At 41.7% G+C, this 23,103-nt stretch carries 7 protein-coding genes and 1 pseudogene; all 8 read left to right on the top strand.

Annotated features, from left to right (window positions below; all coding sequences use genetic code 11):
* The first annotated feature begins 568 nt into the window (after positions 1-568).
* Complete coding sequence (locus F8R90_RS08030; protein WP_196510316.1) at positions 569-2,710, top strand: patatin-like phospholipase family protein; 2,142 nt, start codon at positions 569-571, stop codon at positions 2,708-2,710.
* A 57-nt stretch (positions 2,711-2,767) separates the two neighbouring features.
* The gene (locus F8R90_RS08035) at positions 2,768-3,859 is read left to right on the top strand and encodes an isocitrate/isopropylmalate dehydrogenase family protein (RefSeq protein WP_196510317.1); all 1,092 of its coding nucleotides are present in this window, start codon (positions 2,768-2,770) and stop codon (positions 3,857-3,859) included.
* The gene (locus tag F8R90_RS08040; RefSeq protein ID WP_196510318.1) at positions 3,843-5,552 is read left to right on the top strand and encodes an aconitase/3-isopropylmalate dehydratase large subunit family protein; all 1,710 of its coding nucleotides are present in this window, start codon (positions 3,843-3,845) and stop codon (positions 5,550-5,552) included. Before F8R90_RS08035 ends, F8R90_RS08040 begins: the two co-directional genes overlap by 17 nt.
* Before the next feature lie 187 nt (positions 5,553-5,739).
* Positions 5,740-6,132 (top strand): hypothetical protein, encoded by a 393-nt coding sequence (locus F8R90_RS08045; protein WP_196510319.1) that lies wholly within the window; start codon positions 5,740-5,742, stop codon positions 6,130-6,132.
* A gap of 293 nt (positions 6,133-6,425) precedes the next feature.
* Positions 6,426-12,932 carry a non-ribosomal peptide synthetase gene (locus tag F8R90_RS08050; protein WP_196510320.1) on the top strand — a complete coding sequence of 2,169 codons (6,507 nt, stop codon included), beginning with the start codon at positions 6,426-6,428 and terminating at the stop codon, positions 12,930-12,932.
* A gap of 41 nt (positions 12,933-12,973) precedes the next feature.
* On the top strand, positions 12,974-19,567 hold the full coding sequence (locus F8R90_RS08055) for a non-ribosomal peptide synthetase (protein WP_196510321.1): 6,594 nt from the start codon (positions 12,974-12,976) through the stop codon (positions 19,565-19,567).
* Between the two features lie 76 nt (positions 19,568-19,643).
* Complete coding sequence (locus tag F8R90_RS08060; protein ID WP_196510322.1) at positions 19,644-22,853, top strand: non-ribosomal peptide synthetase; 3,210 nt, start codon at positions 19,644-19,646, stop codon at positions 22,851-22,853.
* A 26-nt stretch (positions 22,854-22,879) separates the two neighbouring features.
* Positions 22,880-23,011 (top strand): annotated as a pseudogene (locus F8R90_RS32755) (valine--pyruvate transaminase); the annotation flags it as partial.
* Positions 23,012-23,103: the final 92 nt, after the last annotated feature.

A 23,103-nucleotide genomic window follows, 5' to 3' on the forward strand; every position in this document is an offset into this window, starting at 1 on the left:
AGGACGGCATTCCCAGTCGGAGACTGGGAACGAGACAATATCTAAAAGCTGGTTATAGACTGGTTTTTACGTTAAGTTGACACCAATGGGCACTGCCGTGCCCCTACGGGTGTACCTCACGTAAACGAGAACCGCTATAAACAGATTGCTAATTGTGCAGCTCTCTAGATACAAAGAAGTTACACTTGGTAATTATTTTTTATTAACTGTTTTAAATATTTTAACTATCTGCTTAACTGTCTTAACTGTCCACTTAACTGTCTTAAATGTCTTAACTGTCTTAAATATCGACTTAATTATTTGCTTAACTGTCTTAACTGTCCACTCGGATTGTTTTATCTGCTATTGCATTTTATTGATAAAGCTGACATTATTTGAAAGTATAGTTAAGCATATTGGTTTTAAGAATCTAGCTTACTTAATGAAAATAATGAAAAAAATTAATTAATTTTTGACTTTAATAAATACATTCTAATTTACTATATTTATCTATCGTATTCATTAGATAGCTAGCTATTTATGCCTTGGCGAGTATTATAAATTATCTTATTTTGGAGATTAAAATCTCATGAAAAACCAAGTATATAGCCAATCAGTCCTGACATTTGATGGTCAAGATGATTATATAGATTTTGGCAAAAACGATTTAGGTGGTGTTTTTGCTCAAGGAAGTTCAGCCTTTACGATTTCAGGATGGGTGAATCCTCATCAGCTAACAGATAAAGCTACTACATACGGGACACGCAATGTTTTTTTTGCCCGTTCTTCAGATCGATATAGTGATAATTTTGAGTTTGGCATCAGTGAATCAGGAAACCTAGATATATACATTGATGAGAATGTTGCGAAGGTTATCAAAACTTTTGGCAATGGAGAATTAACTGTCGGACAATGGCACTTCTTTGCCATTGTTTTTAATAAAGGTCAACTAACCATATATCTTGATGAGCATGAGTATTTTGGCTATTTTACAGGTGACTCTTTAAACAAAGCAACTAGTTCTCTGACTCTGGGTGCAACTTTACACAACAACATATATTTCACAGGTCAATTAGCTAACCTTAGTGTCTGGAATTACCCTTGCCCCCCAGTGGAAATCCAAGGGCATCGCTATCAGCCTCTAGTCGGGAATGAACAAGGATTAGTAGCTTACTGGACATTAAACGAAGGACAAGGGGCAACTATAAAAGACCAGACTGAAAATGGTCATGATGGAAAATTGCGTGGCAATCCCAGTTGGGATTTAGCCCAACTTCCATTTGGAATTACACAATCATCAAACGAAGAACAGACAGCCAGTAGTTCCGAGGAAGGAAAACCTGCGGAAACTGTGGTGCTAGAGGAAGAAAACCAGTTGATTGCAGAGGTTGCCTCCGTTGAAGTAACTGCGATCGCCCAAGCCGACTTGCAGCAAGAGTCCGTTGAGGTTCCCCCAATTGTAGAAACTGGCATTCCAGCCCAGACAACGACTGTAAATCCCAAAGAAAAAAAAGGGACAAAGAAGCAAAGCGAGAAATCTGCCAATATTCCAACTCCCCAGCCAAAGGGAGAGAAAGCCGAAACAGCTAAGGAAAGTGAAGTTCCAGCCGATATCCAACAGCAGGAACAACCGCAAACATCAACTCAGGAGCGATCGCAAAAAACTATGAATACAAAAGCCAATCCCAAATATAAAATTCTCGCTATTGATGGTGGCGGTATTCGGGGCATTATCCCAGCACTGATACTAGCAGAAATTGAAAAGCGCACACAAAAGCCCATTTTTAGTTTGTTCGATTTAATTTCCGGCACTTCCAGCGGAGGAATACTGGCACTCGGATTAACTAAACCCCGATTAGATTTAGAAGCAACTGATACTTCGCCCACCGCTCAATATAGTGCTGAGGATCTGCTGCAAATATATCTTGAGTATGGGGCTGAGATATTTTACGAACCATTCTGGGAACAAGTACTCGGTCAGTTAGAGGACATATTCGTCCAACCAAAATATTCTTCTGAAGGCAGAGAAGAAATTATCAGGCAATATTTTGGTGATACTCCTTTAGAAAATAATCTCAAAGAAGTTTTCGTAACTAGCTACGATATCGAGCAGCGAATTCCGATATTCTTTACAAACAAACTAGAAAAACAACAGACAGAATCGAAAAAGTTTCGCAAGTTATGCGGAGGTTTTACGCTTACAGATGCGGCATTGGCAACTAGTGCAACTCCGACTTATTTTGCTCCCCATCGCGTTGCCAGTTCTCATAATACCAACGGCTTTTATACTTTAGTCGATGGCGGAGTAGTCGCTAATAACCCAGCTAATTTGGCTATTTTAGAAGCACAAATTAGCAAACAAGAAAACAAACAAGTTCTGAATACAGAGGATATCTTATTAGTATCCTTGGGTACTGGTTCATTGACGAGTGTCTACCCTTATGACGAAGTTAAAAAATGGGGACTATTGCAATGGGCAAAACCACTGTTAAATATTGTACTTGACGGTGGGAGCGAAGTAGTAGCTGGAGAATTAGAACGGTTGTTTGAGGCTAAGAATAAAGGTAACAAAAACTCTTATTATCGATTCCAAACATTTTTAAAAAGTGAACTCGAAGCGATAGATAATGCCAAGCCAGAAAATGTGCGGCAGTTACAACTTTTAGGTAACACACTGATTCAAGAAAAAACTCAAGAAATCGATGAGTTGTGTAGTATTTTAACAACATAAATCTGAGGTTTTAAGAATAAGTTATGTAAAACAACCAGGTATTGGAGTTATAGCAAAATGGGGTTTTTAAGTAAACCATCTTATCGGATCGTTGCTATTCCTGGAGAAGGGATTGGGCCAGAAGTTGTGCAAGCTTCCTTAAAAATTCTGCAACACGTCGCTAAAATTGAAGGATTTACCTTGCAGGTAGACTATGGCTGGCTTGGTACAACTGCCTTTGAGAAATTTGGTAGTTACTTCCCTCAAGCCACCGCCGAATTGTGCGATGGAGCCGATGGGATTGTATTTGGTGCAGTTACTAAAGGTGGACTGCTAGAACTCCGAAAGCATTTTGACTTTTTTTGCAATCTTCGCCCAATCCGTAGCGTTAAAAGTCTTCTGCATAAATCTAGCCTTCGACCAGAGAAAATTCAAGAACTTGATATTCTCATTGTTCGAGAACTAGTCAGTGGAATCTATTTTGGCCCGTCTGGACGCTCCTCAGACGAACAAGGAAATTACGGGTACCATACAATGCGCTATTACGATGAAGAAATTCGTCGGATTGCTCGCAAGGCTTTAGAACAAGCGCAATGTCGGCGAGGATTACTCACCGTAGCCCACAAAGAAAACGCCTTACCTCATTTGCCTTGGACTCGTTTAGTTCAAGAAGAAGCTACACAGTTTCCTGGCGTTGTTGTCGAAGCCATGCTGGTAGATAACTTAGCCATGCAAATGGTTCTGAATCCCCAACAGTTTGATGTAATTTTGGCGGGGAATCTGTTTGGAGATATTCTCAGCGATATTGGCGGCGCATTAGTTGGCTCCATTGGCTTATTAGGATCAGCGAGTCTTAACGGTAATGGATTTGGTTTGTACGAGGCCATTCATGGTACAGCCCCAGACATTGCAGGTTTAGGAATTGCTAATCCTCTCGGAACCTTGGAAGCCTGTATTTTAATGCTTCAGCAATGGGGGGAAGTGCAGGCTGCTCAACACATTATTGCAGCGCAAGACCGAATTTTGGCTAAGGGATACCGAACAGCTGATTTGTTTACCGAAGGGGAGGAAATTTTAGTTAACACTGCAACCTTAGTTGGCCTTTTGCTTGAAGAACTTTCAGTGGTGCAACATTCTCAATTAGGAGTACTTCATGAGCCACACAAATAATGTTTTGCACCTTGGAGATGATATCAATACCGATGATATTATTCCTGCTAATCGGGCGACCAATGATCACCCCGATCGCTTAAAAAACTATGCTTTAGAACATGTTATTGGCGAAGGTGAACTGCTGAAATACGATGTGATTGAAGCAGGAGAAAATTTCGGGTGTGGTTCCAGTCGAGAAGTTGCCCCCATTGCCCTGCAAGCTGCGGGAATTAAAAAGATTCGGGCGCGATCGTTCGCCGAAATTTTTTATCGTAATAGCATCAATATTGGACTTTCCCTAGAAATTCTGGGAGAAAAACAGGAGAATCCTGTAGTTGATGCGATCGCAGCAGCAGGTGGATTAATGTCTTTTAATCAGCTGCGCCGTCAGGGACAGATCACCATTCCTCGCAGCCTGACACCGCTACGCCCCATGACTTTAGTAGAAAAACTCTTAGCTAAAGCCTCTGGAAACTCCTACGTTCAGCCAGGAGAGGTGGTTTTTGCTCAAGTCGATTTAGCCTTATCCCATGATGCTGTCGCTGGCCCCGTAGCCAAGACATTTTATAAGCATTATGGAGAAGAGGCAAAGTTATGGGACTCCCAACGGGTAGTTTTGGTAGCCGATCACTTTATCCAAGTCAACGACATCCGTGCTGATGACAAAGCTCATATCATGTATGAACAGATGATTGAGTTTGCCAAAGTCCAAGGATGCCACCTGTTTGATGTGGTTTCCCCAGGCGAAGCAGCAGGCATCTGTCATGTTTTACTCCCAGAAAAAGGGTTTGTCCGCCCAGGAATGGTAATTGCCGGTACAGATTCCCATACCTGCACATACGGGGCATTAGGAGCATTTTCCACGGGTGTAGGAACCACCGATATGGCTAATATTTATGCCACAGGAGATATGTGGATTCGTGTTCCTCCAACTCTAGTATTTGAGTTGTCTGGAACCTTGCCTGTTAAAATCAGTGCCAAAGATATTATCCTATTTATCCTGGGAAAAATCGGCTGTGCTGGTGCAACCAGTAAGGTAATGGAGTTTAGAGGCTCAATCCTCGCACAACTGCCATTTGATGAACGGTTAACTCTAGCTAATATGGCTGTGGAGTGTGGTGCAATATGTGGTTTGATTGTTCCTGACGAAGTAACCCGTGATTATCTAAAAAACCGAGTTTCAGAAGAATTTGTAGAGGTTATTGGCGATGCTGATGCTGAGTACGAAAAGGTTTATCAATTTGACCTCAGTGATTTAGAACCGCAAGTTGCACGTCCCCCAAAACCGGATCAAGTAGTTGCCATTAGTCAGTTAGAAGACATTCCCATTACCAAAGCTTTTATTGGCTCTTGTACTGGGGGTAAACTCTACGATTTAGCTCAAGCAGCCGAAGTTTTGAACGGTCGCCAACTGGCAGACGGTGTAAACTTGTTTATTGTACCTGCAACCGTTGAAATCCGAGAACAAGCCCAAGAGTTGGGCTATCTCGACATTTTTGAACAAGCAGGGGCGCAGATTCTCAAGACAGGTTGTGGGGCTTGTATAAATTCTGGGCTTGGGGTTTTGGCAAAAGAAGAAACAGGAATTTATGCAACCAATCGCAATTTTAAAGGACGCAGTGGCGATCCAACGGGCAAAAATTATTTAGCCTCACCAAGAACAGTGGCTATCTCTGCTGTAAATGGAAAAATTAGCGATCGCTTTGATTAAAGACTGAACTATCAGATCGGGTTGAATTTAGAGATAAAACTCAAAAAATATTAACCCAATCTAAGCGCGAATGACTCTTATTGAGCTTAGTCTAGGTTTTGAGAGAGGTTTCTTTATTTACAAAGATTCCATTCTCGTACCCTTCTTAATGTCTTAACCAAGAAAAAAAGGATTTTAGGTAATTACAATGGACGAAATCGTTAAAAAACTTGCTGGTCTAGGTCTTCCTGGGATAATTCTTGTGATTTTAACAGTCACATCAGCAGGTAGTAATGCTGCTATTGTTGCTGCCCTCACAGCCTTGGGAGGGCCCCTTGGCATCGTTGGAGGTATAGGATTGCTTGGTCTGATAACGGTTGTAGGGGATACTGTAGCGGGATATGGAATTGAAGCTGTTCTCAAGGCTATCTATACAGAACGTAGTAAAACTGAATCCGTGAGATTCCTCCTCAAAGAAATTAAAGATTTACCCATTTCAGAGGAGCTAAAACTCAAACTGAAAAATGAACTGAGTCCAGAAATCAATATTGATGTGGAAGAAGTTCAGCCGCCAAAAACAATTGAAATTGTCGAGGAATAATTTCACTATTAGATTCTTTGAAATTCCAGACACAATGGGATTAAATTAAGTGCGATCGCGCTTAATTCATCTCAACGGAAAAATGGCCTCTGAGTCCGATTGCACCGGAGTAAACCCTCACAGGCCATTATTCAAAATCATATATTTGACTATACCGTGAATTCCATATAAAACTCAGCAACATAATGCTTAACTGAACTATATTATTAAATGAAAAGCCCTAAACCCAGACAAAATAAATTTTTCTAATTACGAATTACGAATTACGAACTACGAATTACGAATTACGAATTATGTTTAAACAATATATTCATCAGTTATTTGAAGCCCAGGTTGCACGAACTCCGCAGGCTGTAGCTGTGGAATTTGGACAGAACCAACTGACATACCAGGAATTAAATATTAAAGCTAACCAACTCGCTCATCATTTGCAAAAATTAGGGGTGGGAGCTGAGGTCTTGGTCGGAATCTGCGTCGAACGCTCCCTAGAAATGATTGTAGCTTTGTTGGGAATTCTCAAAGCTGGAGGCGCATACGTACCACTAGATCCCGCTTATCCAGTCGAACGATTGACCTACATGGTGCAAGATGCTCAAATCTCTGTTTTGGTAACACAAGAAAAATGGTCTAGTTTAATATCTGATTATTCAGGCCAAGTAATTTGTTTAGATACTCAACAGGATGAGATTGCTAACGAGAGCGAGTGCAATCTTTTTAACACAGTAAAACCAAATAATTTAGCTTATGTCATCTACACATCGGGATCAACCGGAAAACCCAAAGGGGTAATGATTGAACATCAATCATTGGTGAATTTTACCCAGATGGCGTTGGCTCAATACAAAATCTCCGCGAGCGATCGTATTCTTCAGTTCACCTCGATAAATTTTGATGTATCCGCAGAAGAAATTTATCCGTGTCTTAGTTGTGGTGCAACTTTAGTGCTGCGAACTGAAGAAATGGCGAGTTCCTTATCATTATTTGTACAGAAATCTCAAGATTGGCAAATAACTGTATGGGATTTACCCACAGCTTACTGGCATTTAATAGTAAATGAATTAGTCACTGGTCAAATAAAATTACCCCAATCATTACGCTTGGTGATTATTGGCGGTGAACGGGCGCTACCAGAACAAGTTAAGATGTGGCTCAAGTTTGTAGGCAATTTCCCTGAATTGATTAATTCCTACGGGCCCACTGAAATTACCGTTGCAGCTACAATTTGCACTTTATCAAATTTGAGTGCAACGCAACTAGAGAGAACAGAAACACCTATTGGCAAACCAATGGGGGATAACATCCAAGTCTATGTATTGGATCAAAACCTTCAAACCGTCCCCACTGGAACAATAGGAGAAATATACATCGGGGGTGCTGGACTAGCACGAGGCTATTTGAACCGCCTAGAATTGACCGCAGAAAAATTTATTAAAAATCCTTTTAACAATTCAAAATTATATAAAACTGGAGATTTAGGACGCTATCTACCAGATGGCAACCTAGAATTTAAAGGACGGATTGACAATCAGGTAAAAATTAATGGCTTCCGCATTGAGTTAGAAGAAATTGAATCCGTTCTCAATCAACATCCCCAAATATCTCAAACCGCAGTCATTGTTCGTGAAGACACCCCTGGAAACAAATGTCTGGTAGCTTATGTTGTCCCCTACCAAAAGACGGAGATTAACTGCACAAATCTGCAAAGCTTCTTGAAAAACAAGCTACCTAGCTACATGGTGCCAACAGTCTTTGTTGACCTAGACGCTTTACCTCTCAACCCCAATGGGAAAATTGATCGTCAAGCACTTCCCGCCCCCAAACTTCAAGAAAACTTTGTCGCCCCTCGTAATGCCCAGGAAGAAACTCTTGCAAAAATCTGGTGCCAAGTTTTCGGCTTAGAACAGATTGGAGTCGATGACAATTTTTTCCAGTTAGGTGGTCATTCCCTAATCGCCACTCAAATTCTGTCTCGGATACGGGATGTTTTTCAAGTTGAGCTATCCTTTGGGCAACTCTTAGAAAACCCAACAATCAACGATTTAGTTAAGATTATTCTCCAGCACCAGCAATTAAAACAGTCATCCCCCTTAGCTAAAATTCAGCCAATTCCACGGGAGGGTTACTTACCTGTTTCCTTTGCCCAAGAGCGGGTATATTTTATTGAGCAATTAGCCCCCTCCATGAGCGCTTACCAATTTCAAGAGAGTTTGCGTTTCAAAGGATATTTGAATATATCTATCCTTGAACAAAGTCTGAGCGAAATTTTGCGCCGTCATGAAATATTCCGCACCACGTTTCCGGCAATAGAAGGAAAGCTGGTACAAGTAATCCACCCTCCTCAAGCAGTTGTTTTAACAGTTATCGACCTGCAAAACGTTCCTAAAGCCGAGCAGGAAGCTGAAGTACAAAGATTAACTGACGAAGCGATTCAAAAGCCTTTTGATATTAGTCAATTACCCTTAATTCGTTGGAAATTATTAAAGTTAAGTGACCAAGAATATGTGTTGGTTCATGTTGAACATCACATGGTGCATGATGGTTGGTCATTCAATTTATTTTTGCGAGAATTATTAACACTATATCAAGCATTCTCTGAAGGTAAACCGTCACCTTTAGCTGAACCCTCACTACAGTTTGCAGATTTTGCCCATTGGCAGCGACAGTGGGTATTAACAGAGCCAGCACAAGCCCAATTGGACTATTGGAAACAAAAATTATCTGGCTGTCCGCCCTTATTAGAATTGCCTAGCGATCGCGCGCGGCCAGCAGAACAAAGTTATCAAGGCGGAATGCTGCGGATGGAGCTTCCCCTAGATGTCTGCGAAGCCCTGAGAAATATGGGTCGTCAAGAAGGCGTAACCTTATTTATGAGTATGTTTGCGGTTTTCGTAACCATGCTCTACCGCTACACAGGACAAGAAGACCTTTGTGTGGGATCTGGGGTAGCTAATCGCCGTTGGCGGGAGACAGAAGGGTTAATTGGCATGATTGTCAACAACATCGTTCTACGCACAGATGTTTCTGGTAATCCCACCTTTCGAGAACTTTTGGCTCAAGTGCGTCAAGTAACGCTAGAAGGTTATAGCAACGAAGATTTACCCTTTGACAAGGTAGTAGAAGCTCTTAAACCAGAAAGGAATCTGAGCTATAATCCACTATTCCAGGTGATGTTCAGCTTTCATGATGCTCTTTTACCTGATTTGAATCTACCTGGATTGACCATCAAACAGCATGAAGCACTCAACAATAAATCAGCCAAATTCGATCTTGATGTTGTGGTTATGCCACGTTCTGAACAACGGGTAGGGCGCAATTCCAAAGACGAAGCCAAAGGAATAGAAACAGAAGGTATAACTCTTGTTTGGGAATATAACAGTGACCTATTTGATGCCGCCACCATCGATCGCATGATGGGTCAATATCAAACATTGGTAGAAGGGATTGTGGCTAACCCCGATCGACGAATTTCCCAATACCCTCTACTAACGCCACAACAGCAGCACCAATTATTAGTTGACTGGAACCAGACTAAAGCAGCTTATCCCCAAGGGAAATGTATTCATCAGTTAGTGGAAGAACAGGTAAACAAGACCCCTGATGCAGTAGCAGTGCAATTTGAGGGGCAAAAACTCACCTATCGGCAATTGAATGAACAAGCTAACCAACTCGCTCACTATCTGAAAAGCTTGGGGGTAAAACCCGATTGCTTAGTCGCAATCTGCATTGATCGCTCCTTAGAGATGATAGTGGGACTGTTAGGAATTCTCAAAGCTGGGGGTGCTTATGTTCCCTTAGATCCCGCATATCCAGCCGAACGATTGAGGGATATAGTTAATGATGCTCAAGTACCAATTCTGGTAACGATGCAGCAATGGGTAACCGTGGAAGCTGAACATTGCCTACAAATGGTTTGTTTAGATACTCAAAAGGCTTTGATTTCAAGCCAGAGTCGAGAAAATCCTGAGTCTAAGGTAGTAGCGAGTAACTTAGCCTATGTTATCTATACATCAGGTTCCACAGGCAAGCCCAAAGGCGTACTGATTGAACATCATTCTTTAGTTAATTTTACGCAAAGTGCGATCGCTGAATATAAACTAACAGAGTGCGATGCCTACGGCGGGCAAAGCCAACGCATTCTTCAATTTGCCTCAATTAGTTTTGATGCCGCCGCCGAAGAAATCTATCCCTGTTTAAGTAGCGGTGGGACACTGGTGCTGCGTAACGAGGAAATGTTGCAGTCTGTGTCAGCATTTATACAGCAGTCAAAAGATTGGGAATTGACAGTATGGGATTTACCAACAGCTTACTGGCATTTGTTAGTAAGTGAATTAGCCAGTGAAAATTTATCATTACCTGATTCATTACGACTGGTTATTATCGGCGGAGAGCGAGTGCTACCCGAAAAAGTTGCAATGTGGCATCAATTGGTGGGCAATAATCCTCAGTTGGTTAATAGTTATGGGCCAACTGAAACTACTGTGGTTGCAACCTTATCTGATTTGTCAGAAAACGCTCTCAATTGTCAGGAAGTATCTATTGGAAAACCTATTAGTAATGTTCAAGTATATGTGTTAGATAAATATTTGCAACCCGTTCCTATTGGAGTACCAGGGGAACTCCATATTGGCGGTGCAGGTGTAGCACGGGGTTACTTGAACCGTCCAGAATTGACCGCAGAAAAATTTATTTCTAATCCTTTTGAGAAAGTAGAAGAGAATAAGTTATACAAAACTGGGGATTTAGTGCGTTATCAACCCGATGGCAATCTAGAATATTTGGGGCGGATTGATTCTCAGGTGAAGATTCGCGGTTTTCGGATTGAACTTGGTGAGATTGAAACAGTCCTAAATCAACATTCCCAGGTGACTCAAGCTGTCGTCATTGCCCGTGAAGATATCCCTGGTAATAAGCGTCTCGTAGCTTATGTGGTTGGAAATCAAGGACAAGTTCAAATTGATGAAATTCGCCAATTCCTCAAACAGAAGTTACCCCCGTATATGGTTCCTTCTGCCTTCGTTACATTGGATCAGCTACCGATTACCCCTAATGGGAAATTAGACTATCGTGCTTTGCCTGCCCCAGATACTTCAGACAGAAATTTAGATTTAGGGGTTGTTGTTCCTCGGACTCCGATAGAAGAAAGATTAGTGGCAATTTGGGCTGAAGTGTTGAGACAAACAAATATCAGCATTTACGATAATTTCTTTGAATTAGGTGGCGATTCTATCATCAGTATTCAGATGATTTCTAAAGCAAATCTTGCCGGGTTACAGTTAACTCCAAAACAACTGTTTCAATATCAAACCATTGCTGAGTTAGCTACCGTTGTCGGCACAACCAGTCAAATCAAAGCGAATCAGGGGTTAATAACGGGTTCAGTACCACTAACGCCGATCCAACATTGGTTTTTCGAGCAAAATTTACCCGATGCTCACTACTTTAACCAGTCAGCCTTGCTAGAAATTCCAGCAGGAACACAACCTGAGTTATTAAAGCAAGTCTTGCAACAATTATTATTGCATCACGATGTACTGCGATCGCGCTTTGTCTTAGAAACGAATCTTCCGCAACAGATTAATGATGCGCCCCAAGAAACAGTGCCTTTCACCATTGTGGATTTGTCGGCACTTTCTCCAGAAGCACAACAAACTGCAATTAAAGCAAAAGATGCTGAACTTCAAGCTAGCCTAAATCTGTCATCAGGCGAAATTGTACGAGTTGCGTTGTTTCATCTGGGGATGAATCAACCAAGTCAGTTACTATTGGTTATCCATCACCTAGTGGTAGATGGGATCTCATGGCGAATTTTGCTTGAAGATTTGGCAACAGCTTATCAGCAAGTTAGCCGTGGCGAAGCAATCAAATTGCCCCCTAAAACTAGTTCTTTCCAAGAGTGGGAAAATCGACTCCAAGAATACAGTAAATCAGAAGCTATTGCCAGAGAACTTGATTACTGGTTATCTAGCTTTGAAAGCAATATTGCTCCTTTACCGATAGATTATCCATTCGAAAAAGAAAGCAATACTTTAAGCTCAACTGATTCTTTTACTCTCTTTTTAAATGAGGATGAAACCCGCGCTCTGCTCCAAGATGTTCCTGCTACTTACAATACACAAATTAACGATATTTTGTTGACTGCTTTAGTACAAAGCTTTAGCCAATGGACAGGAGAAAAATCGTTAGTTGTTGATTTAGAAGGACATGGACGGGAAGACTTATTTGAAGATGTAGACTTGTCCCGTACCGTAGGCTGGTTTACTACCTTATTTCCTATCCAATTAGAACTGAGTTCTGTTGATCAGTTAGGAGATTTAAAATTAGTTAAAGAAAAACTGCGCCGCCTTCCTAAACACGGTATTGGTTATGGTATATTGCGATATTTAAATCAAGATGCGGCAGTTCACAATAAATTCCAGAATTTGCCTCAAGCAGAAGTCAGTTTTAATTATTTAGGTCAATTTGACCAAGTACTATCTGCATCTGCAATGTTTGGATCTGTCAAAGAGTGGAAATCAGAGCAGAGTAAGCGAGGTTATCGTAGCCATCTCTTGGCAGTAAGCGGATTGATTCATTCAGGAAAGCTAGAAATCGACTTTGCTTATAGTGACAAACTTCACAAACGTTCGACTATTGAAAAGTTAGCTTTTGGATTTATGAAAGCATTAAGAAACCTGATTGATCATTGTCAATCAACAGAGTCACAAGGCTATACCCCTTCTGATTTCTCTGCTGCCAAACTTAATCAAAAACAACTTGATAAATTTATAGCTAAAATCAACAAAAAGAAAACTAACCATTAAGTGAATTACTAGTTGAATATCGCAATTTATATACTAAGGTTATGAAAGAAATTGTAATTAACTCTACTCAATCTATTGATGATATTTCTGCTTTAACTGAGCAGGAGCGACATGAAATATTAATTGAATGGAATGATACAAAGGTAGATTATCCTAAGCACTTATGTATACATCAGTTATTTGAAGCACAAGTAGAAAGAACTCCAGACAGTATTGCTGTTGTCTTCAAGGAGCAACAACTAACTTATCAAGAGTTAAACTACCAAGCCAACAAAATAGCAAATTATCTACAAAGTTTGGGTGTAAAACCAGAGGTGCTGGTAGGGATTTGCGTTGAGCGCTCCTTGGAAATGGTAGTGGGATTATTGGGCATCCTCAAGGCGGGTGGAGCTTATGTGCCACTAGATCCAACGTATCCGAAAGAGCGTCTAAGCTTCATGCTGTCAGATTCACAAGTGCAGGTGTTGTTGACCCAGCAAAAGTTCATTGAAGAGTTTGCTGGTAGCGTAACAAAGTTGGTTTGTCTGGATACTGATTGGGAATCGATTAATCACCAGCAAGAGAATCCGACTAGCAACGCTACATCTGAAAATCTGGCTTATGTCATTTATACCTCCGGTTCTACAGGAAAACCAAAGGGAGTAACTGTGCCGCATCGGGCTGTCAATCGGCTAGTATGCAATACCAACTACGTGAACTTTGTGCCTATTGATCGCGTTGCTCAAGCCTCAAATACTTCATTTGACGCAGCTACATTTGAAATTTGGGGATCTCTCCTTCACGGAGCTAGGTTGGTCGTAATTCCTCAGAATGTTGTGCTTTCGCCCCAGCATTTCGCAGCCTACATCCGCAAACAAAGGATTAGTATATTATTTTTGACGACAGCCTTATTTAATCAGTTAGCCAGCGTTGTACCCCACGCATTTAAAGAACTCCGACACTTGCTGTTTGGAGGCGAGGCTGTAGATCCTAATTCAGTCAAAGCAGTTTTAAGGAATGGAGCGCCACAGGGATTGCTACATGTATATGGGCCGACTGAGAGTACAACATTTGCTTCTTGGTATCTAGTGCAGGATATTCCAGAAGGGGCTACAAAAGTGCCGATTGGTCGCCCGATTTCCAATACACAAATCTATATCCTTGACTCCAAACTTCAACCAGTTCCTATTGGTACTCCTGGTGAATTATATATTGGTGGCGACGGCTTGGCTAGAGGCTACCTAAACCGTCCAGAATTAACTAAGGAAAAATTTATTACCCATTTCTTTGAGAAAGCAGAAGGGAGTAGATTATACAAAACTGGTGACTTAGCCCGCTTCTTACCAGATGGCAACATTGAGTTTTTAGGGCGAATTGATCATCAGGTGAAGATTCGCGGCTTCCGTATTGAACTCGGAGAAATTGAGGCGCTTTTGAGTCAACACCCGGATGTACAGCAAGCAGTGGTAATCGCTCGTGAAGATATCCCTGGTGATAAGCGTCTTGTCGCCTATATTGTGCTTAACCAAAAAGTTGATGTGAGCGCGACTACCCTCAAACGCTTTCTTCAAGAAAAGCTACCCTACTACATGGTGCCGGCAGTCTTTGTAATCCTAGACTCCTTGCCTCTCACCCCCAATGGTAAAGTTGATCGTCAAAATCTTCCAGCCTGCGATCGCACGCGCCCCGATTTAGAAGAAAGCTTTGTTGAGCCTCGCAACCCAATTGAAGAGAAATTAGCTGCTATCTGGACTCAGTTATTGGGACTTGATCTAGTTGGAGTCAATGATAATTTTTTCTGTTTGGGTGGTCATTCTTTGATTGTCACTCAGATGCTGTCTCGTCTGCGGGAAGTTTTCTCAGTCGATTTATCTTTTAATCAGATATTTGCCAATCCCACTATAGCTGTTATAGCTCAACTCATTGCCCAAGGTGGCGAAGAATCTCAATGGCAACGTCCAGCTATCAAACGAATTTCCTATGAAGGACTCGTGCCAGTTTCCTTTTCTCAAGAGCGAATATACTTCGTTCAGCAATTAGCACCCGATAACAGCGCCTACCAATTCCAGGCAACGATGGAAATTAAAGGTTCGCTGGATGTTCAAGTATTAGAACGTTGTCTTGGTGAAATTGTCAAGCGTCATGAAATCTTCCGCACAACTTATCAAGAGGTGAATGGTAGGCTATATCAGGTAATTAATCCACATGAACGAGTCAGTTTTGAAGTAATTGACCTCCGGGCAATTCCTGGATATGAGCGGGAAATAGAAGCACAAAAGTTGGTCGATGCAGAAATTCAAACACACCTAGATCTGACTCAACTACCAATAATTAAGTGGGTTGTATTTAAGTTAAGCGACCAAGAATATATATTGACCCATGTTGAGCATCACATGGCTCATGATGGCTGGTCATTTAACGTCTTTTTAAGTGAGTTGGTCGCACTTTATCAAGCCTTCTCTGCGGGTAAACCCTCGCCATTAACTGAACTAAGTTTTCAGTTTGCTGACTTTGCCTATTGGCAGCGTGAATGGGCTAAAACCGCAGAAGCTCAAGCCCAATTAGCTTATTGGCAACAAAAGTTATCAGGTATTCCGCCTCTGTTGGAATTACCTTATGATCGCCCGCGGCCAAAAGAGCAAACTTACAATGGCGATCACGTCAGGATGGAACTGCCCATTGATTTGTGCGAGTCCCTAAGAGTTTTCAGTCATAAAGAAGGTGCAACCTTATTTATGACGATGCTGGAAGCTTTTATAGTTCTGTTGCACCGATACACTGGCCAAGATGATATTTTTATCGGGTCTGCTGTTGCCAATCGCCGGATGCACCAAATCGAGAAGATAATTGGCATGATTGTCAATAACTTGGTTTTACGCACCGATGTATCAGGTAATCCCACCGTTCGGGAATTACTCAACCGTGTACGCAAAGTGACAATGGAAGCTTACGCCAACGAAGACGTACCATTTGATAAAGTGGTAGAGACGATCAGACCCATCCGCAACCTGAGTCACAATCCGCTGTTTCAAGTGATGTTCAGTTTCCATAATTCCGCCAAGCCACATTTGAATTTACCTGACTTGGACATCAGCTTGCATGAACCAGCTAGTAACAAATCTGCGAAGTTTGATATTGATTTCCTAGTCATACCGCGTTTTGAACAAAGTGTACAGCACGGTGCGAAAACGGGAGCGAAAGGAATCACCCTAGTTTTGGAATATAACAGCGACCTCTTCGATGCTGCTACAGTCCAAGCCATGCTAGAACAGTATCAAAAGTTATTAGAAGAGATTGTTGTTAATCCAGAGAAACAGATTGGTAAATTAGCTCTGTTAAATCAATCTCAAGAAAAACTGCTAGAGGAATGGAATCAGACTCATAGGGAATATACTCAGATAGATTGTATTCATAAATTGTTTGAGTCTCAGGTAAAGTTAACACCCGATGCTGTAGCTGTAGAGCAGGATGGTCAACGATTAACTTATCGAGAATTGAGCGATCGCGCCAATCAATTAGCCCACCATCTACAAAGTTTGGGAGTCAAACCAGAAACCTTAGTCGGTATCTGCGTTGAGCGTTCCTTGGAGATGATTGTTGGCTTATTCGGAATTCTCAAAGCTGGGGGTGCTTATGTTCCTCTCGATCCAGCTTATCCTCAAGAGCGACTGGCTGATATTCTCGAAGATACGCAACTGGGCATTCTGCTGACGCAAGAAAGATTTCAGGACAAACTACCAGATTATGCCGGAAAAACGATTTGTTTAGATACAGATTGGGAAATAATTGCTCAACACAGTACAGCCAATCCCATTAGCGAAGTTCAGCCCCATAACCTTGCGTACATTATTTACACCTCTGGTTCTACGGGTAAACCCAAAGGGGTGATGATTGAACAGCGATCGCTAATGAATTTTGTCATGACTGCTACGCATGAATATGGAATTAATGCAAGCGATAATATTCTGCAATTTGCGTCAATCTGTTTTGATACATCTATTGAAGAAATCTTCCCTTGTCTTGCGGTAGGTGCAACCTTAGTGTTACGCACCGAAGAGATGTTGCACTCCAGCGATGAATTTTGGCGGTGTTGCCGAGAATGGCAGTTAACTGTTTTGGATCTTCCCACAGCGTACTGGCACCAGTTAGTAGCAGAACTTACCTCTGAAGATACCCGAATTCCCGAAAGTCTCAGAATGGTGATTATTGGCGGAGAAGAAGCTCAACTCGAAAGAGGAAAGCGCTGGCACAGTAGTATTGCTCACCTCTCCCATCCACCTCAATTACTTAATAGTTACGGGCCAACGGAAGCAACGGTTGTCACTACCTTAAAACGTTTAAGCCCAACAGCCTCCTCTGTCAGCATTGGACGACCCATCAGCAATACTCAGGTTTATGTTTTAGATAAATATCTGCAAGCTGTACCTATAGGAGTTCCTGGAGAGCTGCACATTGGTGGGGCAGGATTAGCGAGAGGATATTGGAAACGTCCTGAACTCACGGCTGAGAAATTTATTGAGAATGCAACCTGCGATCGCCTCTACAAAACGGGTGATTTAGCAAGATTTCGCGCCGATGGCAACCTAGAATATCTCGGTCGAATTGACGATCAGGTAAAAATTCGCGGCTTCCGCATCGAGTTGGGAGAAATCGAAACAGTGCTGAGACAACACCCACAGGTCTTTCAAGCTGTGGTCATTGCTCGTGAAGACATTCCCGGACAAAAGCGACTTGTGGCTTATGTTGTTCCGCACCAGCCGCAACCAACCACCGATGAATTGCGCCAGTTCCTAAAGCAAAAGCTGCCTAATTATATGGTGCCTTCAGCGATCGCGCTGCTGAAAGCTTTACCAATGACTCCGAACCAGAAGGTAGATTACCGCGCCCTCCCAACACCCGAATTTTCACGGAGGGTAGAAGATAACTTTGTTGCGCCCCAAACCTCTATAGAAGAGAAATTAGCGGCAATTTGGTCGGAAATTTTAAGACTAAAACAAGTCGGCATCCACGATAACTTCTTTGAACTGGGCGGAGACTCCATCCTCAGCATTCAGGTAATTTCCCGTGCCAATCAGGCGGGTATCCAAATTGCTCCCAAACAGCTATTTCAGTATCAAACCATTGCTGAGTTAGCTGCCGTGGCAGGAATTACTCGCTCTATCAAAGCCGAACAAGGATTAGTAACTGGCAAGGTGGCGCTAACGCCCATCCAACATTGGTTTTTCGAGCAAAAATTGCCCGAACCTAATTACTTTAACCAGTCAGCACTATTGGAAGTGCCGCCAGATTTGCAACCAGAGCTATTGCAGCAAGCCGTGGAACAATTATTAGTGCATCACGATGCTTTGCGATCGCAGTTTGTACGTCTCCCCTTCTTTACGAGACGCTACGCGAAGGGAGAATCACAGTTTATACAAGAAGGGGAAAACTGGCAGCAGTTTAATGCCCTGGCTCAGGAAGTTGTGCCATTTAGCGTCATCAATTTATCGCACCTGCCGCCAGAAGAACAACAAACAGCAATGAAAGCGGAGAACGCTGAACTCCAAGCTAGTTTGAATCTATCTACTGGGGCGATCGCACGAGTGACGTTGTTTAGGTTAGGCAACAATCAACCTGGACGCTTACTGTTCATCATCCATCACTTAGCAGTAGATGGTGTCTCGTGGCGGATTTTGCTCGAAGATTTGGCTACGGCTTACCAGCAAATCAGCCGTGGCGAAGCTATTAAACTACCACCAAAGACAACTTCTTTTCAATATTGGAGCGATCGCCTGACAGAATACGCACAATCAAAGGCAGTCACAGAGTTGGATTACTGGCTAAGTCAATCTAGTATTCAAGTTACAGCTTTGCCAGTAGACTATCGTTCTAGTAAAGACAATAACACCGTAGCCTCAACTGCTTCTGTGTCACTTTCTTTAAATGAAGAACAAACCCGTGCCCTCTTGCAGGATGTACCCTCTGCATACAACACTCAAATTAATGATGTGCTGTTGACTGCCCTAGCGCAAAGCTTTGCCCAATGGACGGGAGAACGTTCTCTGCTTGTTGATTTAGAGGGACATGGACGAGAAGACTTGTTTGAGGATGTAGATTTGTCGCGGACTGTAGGCTGGTTTACTACCTTATTTCCCGTTCACTTACAGCTAGAAGAAGTTGACTATCCAGGAGAGGTTTTAAAGTCAGTTAAAGAACAACTGCGGCGCATTCCCAACCGAGGGATAGGCTATGGTGTGTTGCGATATTTGTACCCGGATGAAACAATACGCAGGAAACTACAAGCGCTACCCCAAGCACAAGTAAGTTTTAACTACCTTGGTCAATTCGATCAGGTGCTTAAGGCATCTGCTGTATTGGGTTTGGCTCAAGAATTCAAAGCTGAACAGAGTTTACTTAATCAGCGCAGCCACCTATTAGGAATAAGTGGATTTATTCGTGCAGGAAGGCTGGAAATGACTTGGACTTATAGCGAGAAAGTTCATAAGCGAGACACTATTGAACGTTTGGGTTTTGGATTTATGGAGGCATTGCGATCGCTTATTGTCCACTGTCAATCTCCTGATGCGATCGGTCATACACCTTCAGATTTTTCAGCAGCCAGACTCAGCCAAAAACAGCTTGACACATTCCTAGCCAAAATTAACAAAAATAATTAGTCATTGGTCATTTGTCAAGAATCATTTTTTATTCTCCCCACTTCCCAGTCTCCAGTTCCAACTCAGAGGTAGTTTCATGAACAATATCGATGATCTTTATGAACTTTCGCCCATGCAGCAGGGGATGCTGTTTCATACCCTTTATGCGCCAGAATCGGAAGTTTATTTTGAGCAGTTGCTTTGCATCCTCTCTGGAGAATTAAATTTTATTGCCTTCCAGCAAGCTTGGGAACAGGTTGTTGCACGACACCCAATTTTACGCAGTTCCTTTTATTGGAAAGAGATAGAAAAGCCCTTGCAAATGGTGAGTAAGCAAGTGGATCTTCCGTGGGAAAAACTGGACTGGCGGAATTTCACGCCCGATGAACAACAACAGCATCTAGAGGATTTTTTGAAATGCGATCGCCAAAAAGGATTTGAACTGGATGTTGCTCCCCTGATGCGCTTCACTATCATCCAGCTAGAGAACTATACTTACCAATTTATCTGGAGCCATCATCATATCCTCTTTGATGGCTGGTCGATGCAGATTATCCTCAAAGAAGTTTTAGCTTTTTATGAAGCACATCAGCGAGGCGAACATTTACGCCTCCAGTCTGTTCGCCCCTATCGAGAATATATTGAGTGGTTACAGCAACAGGATATCGATCAAGCAAAGAACTTTTGGCAAACAACTCTCCAGGGTTTTGAAACTCCTACTTTTTTGGGAGGGAACAGGGGGCTGGAAACATATAATGAACAAAGTTTTCAATTATCTCAAACGGTAACTGAAAAATTGCAATATGCAGCGCGACAGTACCATTTAACTTTGAATAATTTGGTGCAGGGAGCATGGGCGTTACTAATGTCACGCTACAGTGGGGAAAGCGATGTGGTCTTTGGTGCGACTGTATCCGGTCGTCCACCAACCCTTGAGCAAGTAGACTCGATGGTAGGGCTATTTATCAATACTCTTCCGATAAGGGTAAAAGTTACAAATAAGACAGAATTATTACCCTGGCTCAAGCAATTACAAACCCAAGCATTAGAACAGCAACAGTATGCTTATTGTTCCCTAGCAGAAATTCAAAAGCTCAGTGATATTCCTCCAGGAGTGCCATTATTTGCAAGTATTTTAGTATTTGAAAATTATCCGCTAGATTCTGCTAAACAGGAAACCAAAAAAACTTTAGAAATTAGTCATATTAGTTGTTTTGAACGCACAAATTATCCTTTAACTGTAGTTATTAATCCTGCTTCACAATTGTCTGGCAGAATTGTTTATGATACTAGCCGCTTCGAGGAACAGACAATTGCCCGCATGATTAGACATTTCCAAACATTGCTAACAGGAATGTCAGTTAATTTACAACGAAATATTTCCCAATTATCTTTACTCAGCGCAGATGAAGAAGATCAATTGATTCTGCTAGAAAATCAGCAAGAAATATATTCTATTAATTACAAATGTATTCATGTTTTATTTGAACAACAGGTAGAAAAAACTCCTGATGCAGTAGCAATTGTATATAAGCAACAAAATTTAACTTATCGAGAACTAAATAATCGTGCTAATCAATTAGCCCATTATTTACAATCACTGGGAGTTAAACCCGAAGTCCGGGTGGGAATTTGTGTAGAGCGATCGCTAGAAATGGTAATAGGAATACTGGCTATCCTCAAAGCGGGTGGAGCATACATCCCCCTAGATCCAGCTTATCCTTCAGAAAGACTGGCGTTCATGCTGGAAGATGTACAGATACCGATCTTACTAACGCAAACTCATTTGCAAGATAGGCTCCCAATCAATAATCAAACTGTGGTTAATCTTGACTCAGATTGGAAAATCATTGCTCAACACAAAGAAGACAATTTACATAGCGAAGTTAATCCAGAAAACTTAGCTTATATCATTTATACCTCTGGCTCAACAGGAACACCAAAAGGAACAGAAGTTACCCATCGTAGCATTATTGGTTTTATATTTGGGGTTGATTATATTCACCTTGATGCAGAACAAATTTGGCTGCAACATTCATCAATTTCTTGGGATGCACTAACCCTAGAACTTTGGCCGCCCTTTCTTTACGGTGGGCGTTGTGTACTTTATCCAGATAAAATTCCCACACCAGAAGGCTTAAGCCAGATTATTCAAGAACAAAGAGTTAACATCCTATTTCTAACTACGGCTCTATTCAATCTCATGATTGACATGATGCCGGAAGGTTTGTCAGAAATTAAACAACTGATGTTTGGGGGAGAATCCGTTTCTGTTCCTCATGTTCGTCGCGCCTTAGAATTATTACCGGGAACGCAATTAATTCATGCTTATGGCCCTTCGGAATGTACAGTTTTTACTTGTTGCTACCCGATTCCTAAACAACTTGCTGAAAATGTGCATTCAATTCCTATTGGAAAACCCATCGGCGACAGACAAGTTTACCTACTAGATAAAGATTTGCACAGAGTTCCCCTTGGCGTTTCTGGAGAACTTTATGTGGGTGGGGCAAGTGTTGCTAGAGGTTACTTAAATCAACCAACATTAACCCGTGAAAAATTTATTCTTAATCCTTTTGTTGAGGGAGATAAACTTTACAAAACCGGAGATTTAGCCCGCCGTTTTCCTGATGGAAACCTGGAATTTATCGGTCGAATTGATACACAGATGAAAATTCGCGGCTTTCGCATTGAGTTAGCAGAAATTGAAGCGATTTTACTTCAACATCTTGACATAAATCAAGTCGTTGCCATTGTGCGCGAAGATGAACCTGGGAACAAGTATTTAGTGGCATATCTTATTACCAAGAATAATCAGCCAACACCTAGCAGTCTGCGAAACTTCCTCAAGAAAAAGCTGCCTGATTACATGATTCCCACGGCTTTCGTATTTCTAGAGGCATTACCTTTAACGCCCAATGGTAAAATCAATCACCGTGCTTTGCCTGCCCCAGATACTTCCCAAAGAAATCTAGAGGTTGATTTTGTTGCTCCTCGCACGCCTACGGAACAAGAATTAGCCACGATTTGGACTGAAGTTCTCAAAGTAAAACAGGTTGGAATTCACGATAATTTTTTTGAATTGGGGGGACATTCTTTACTAGCTACCCAAATTATTTCTCGCTTGAGAGAGGTCTTTTCTCTAGATTTTGCTTTACGTTATTTGTTTGAAAATCCCACCATTGCTGAACTCGCCGAAAAAGTGAGCGATCAACAAATTGAGCAAGCAGAGAATGATGATTTAGCAAGTATTTTGCAAGAGGTAGAGCATTTATCAGAACAAGAGGTAACGCAGCAATTATTATTTTGATGATTAAAACTCATACAATAACCTTTATGATACCTAACTTATCTAAAATTGGTGCTCAAATGTCGAGCCTTACAGGTGTTAAGTCCATAGCAAAAGACATTATTGAAACACTACAAACCAAGCAAAAACAAGATTTTATTAATTTAAGTGCTGGAAACATCAATGTATTCGTATTAGCCTGACAGCAAGCGATGAACAAATCGAAACTGCTATGGAACGTTTAGCCGAGGTCATTCAACAGGTTTAGCAA

It is taken from the genome of Nostoc sp. NZL (assembly GCF_015714705.1).
Classification (GTDB): Bacteria; Cyanobacteriota; Cyanobacteriia; order Cyanobacteriales; family Nostocaceae; genus Nostoc; species Nostoc foliaceum_A.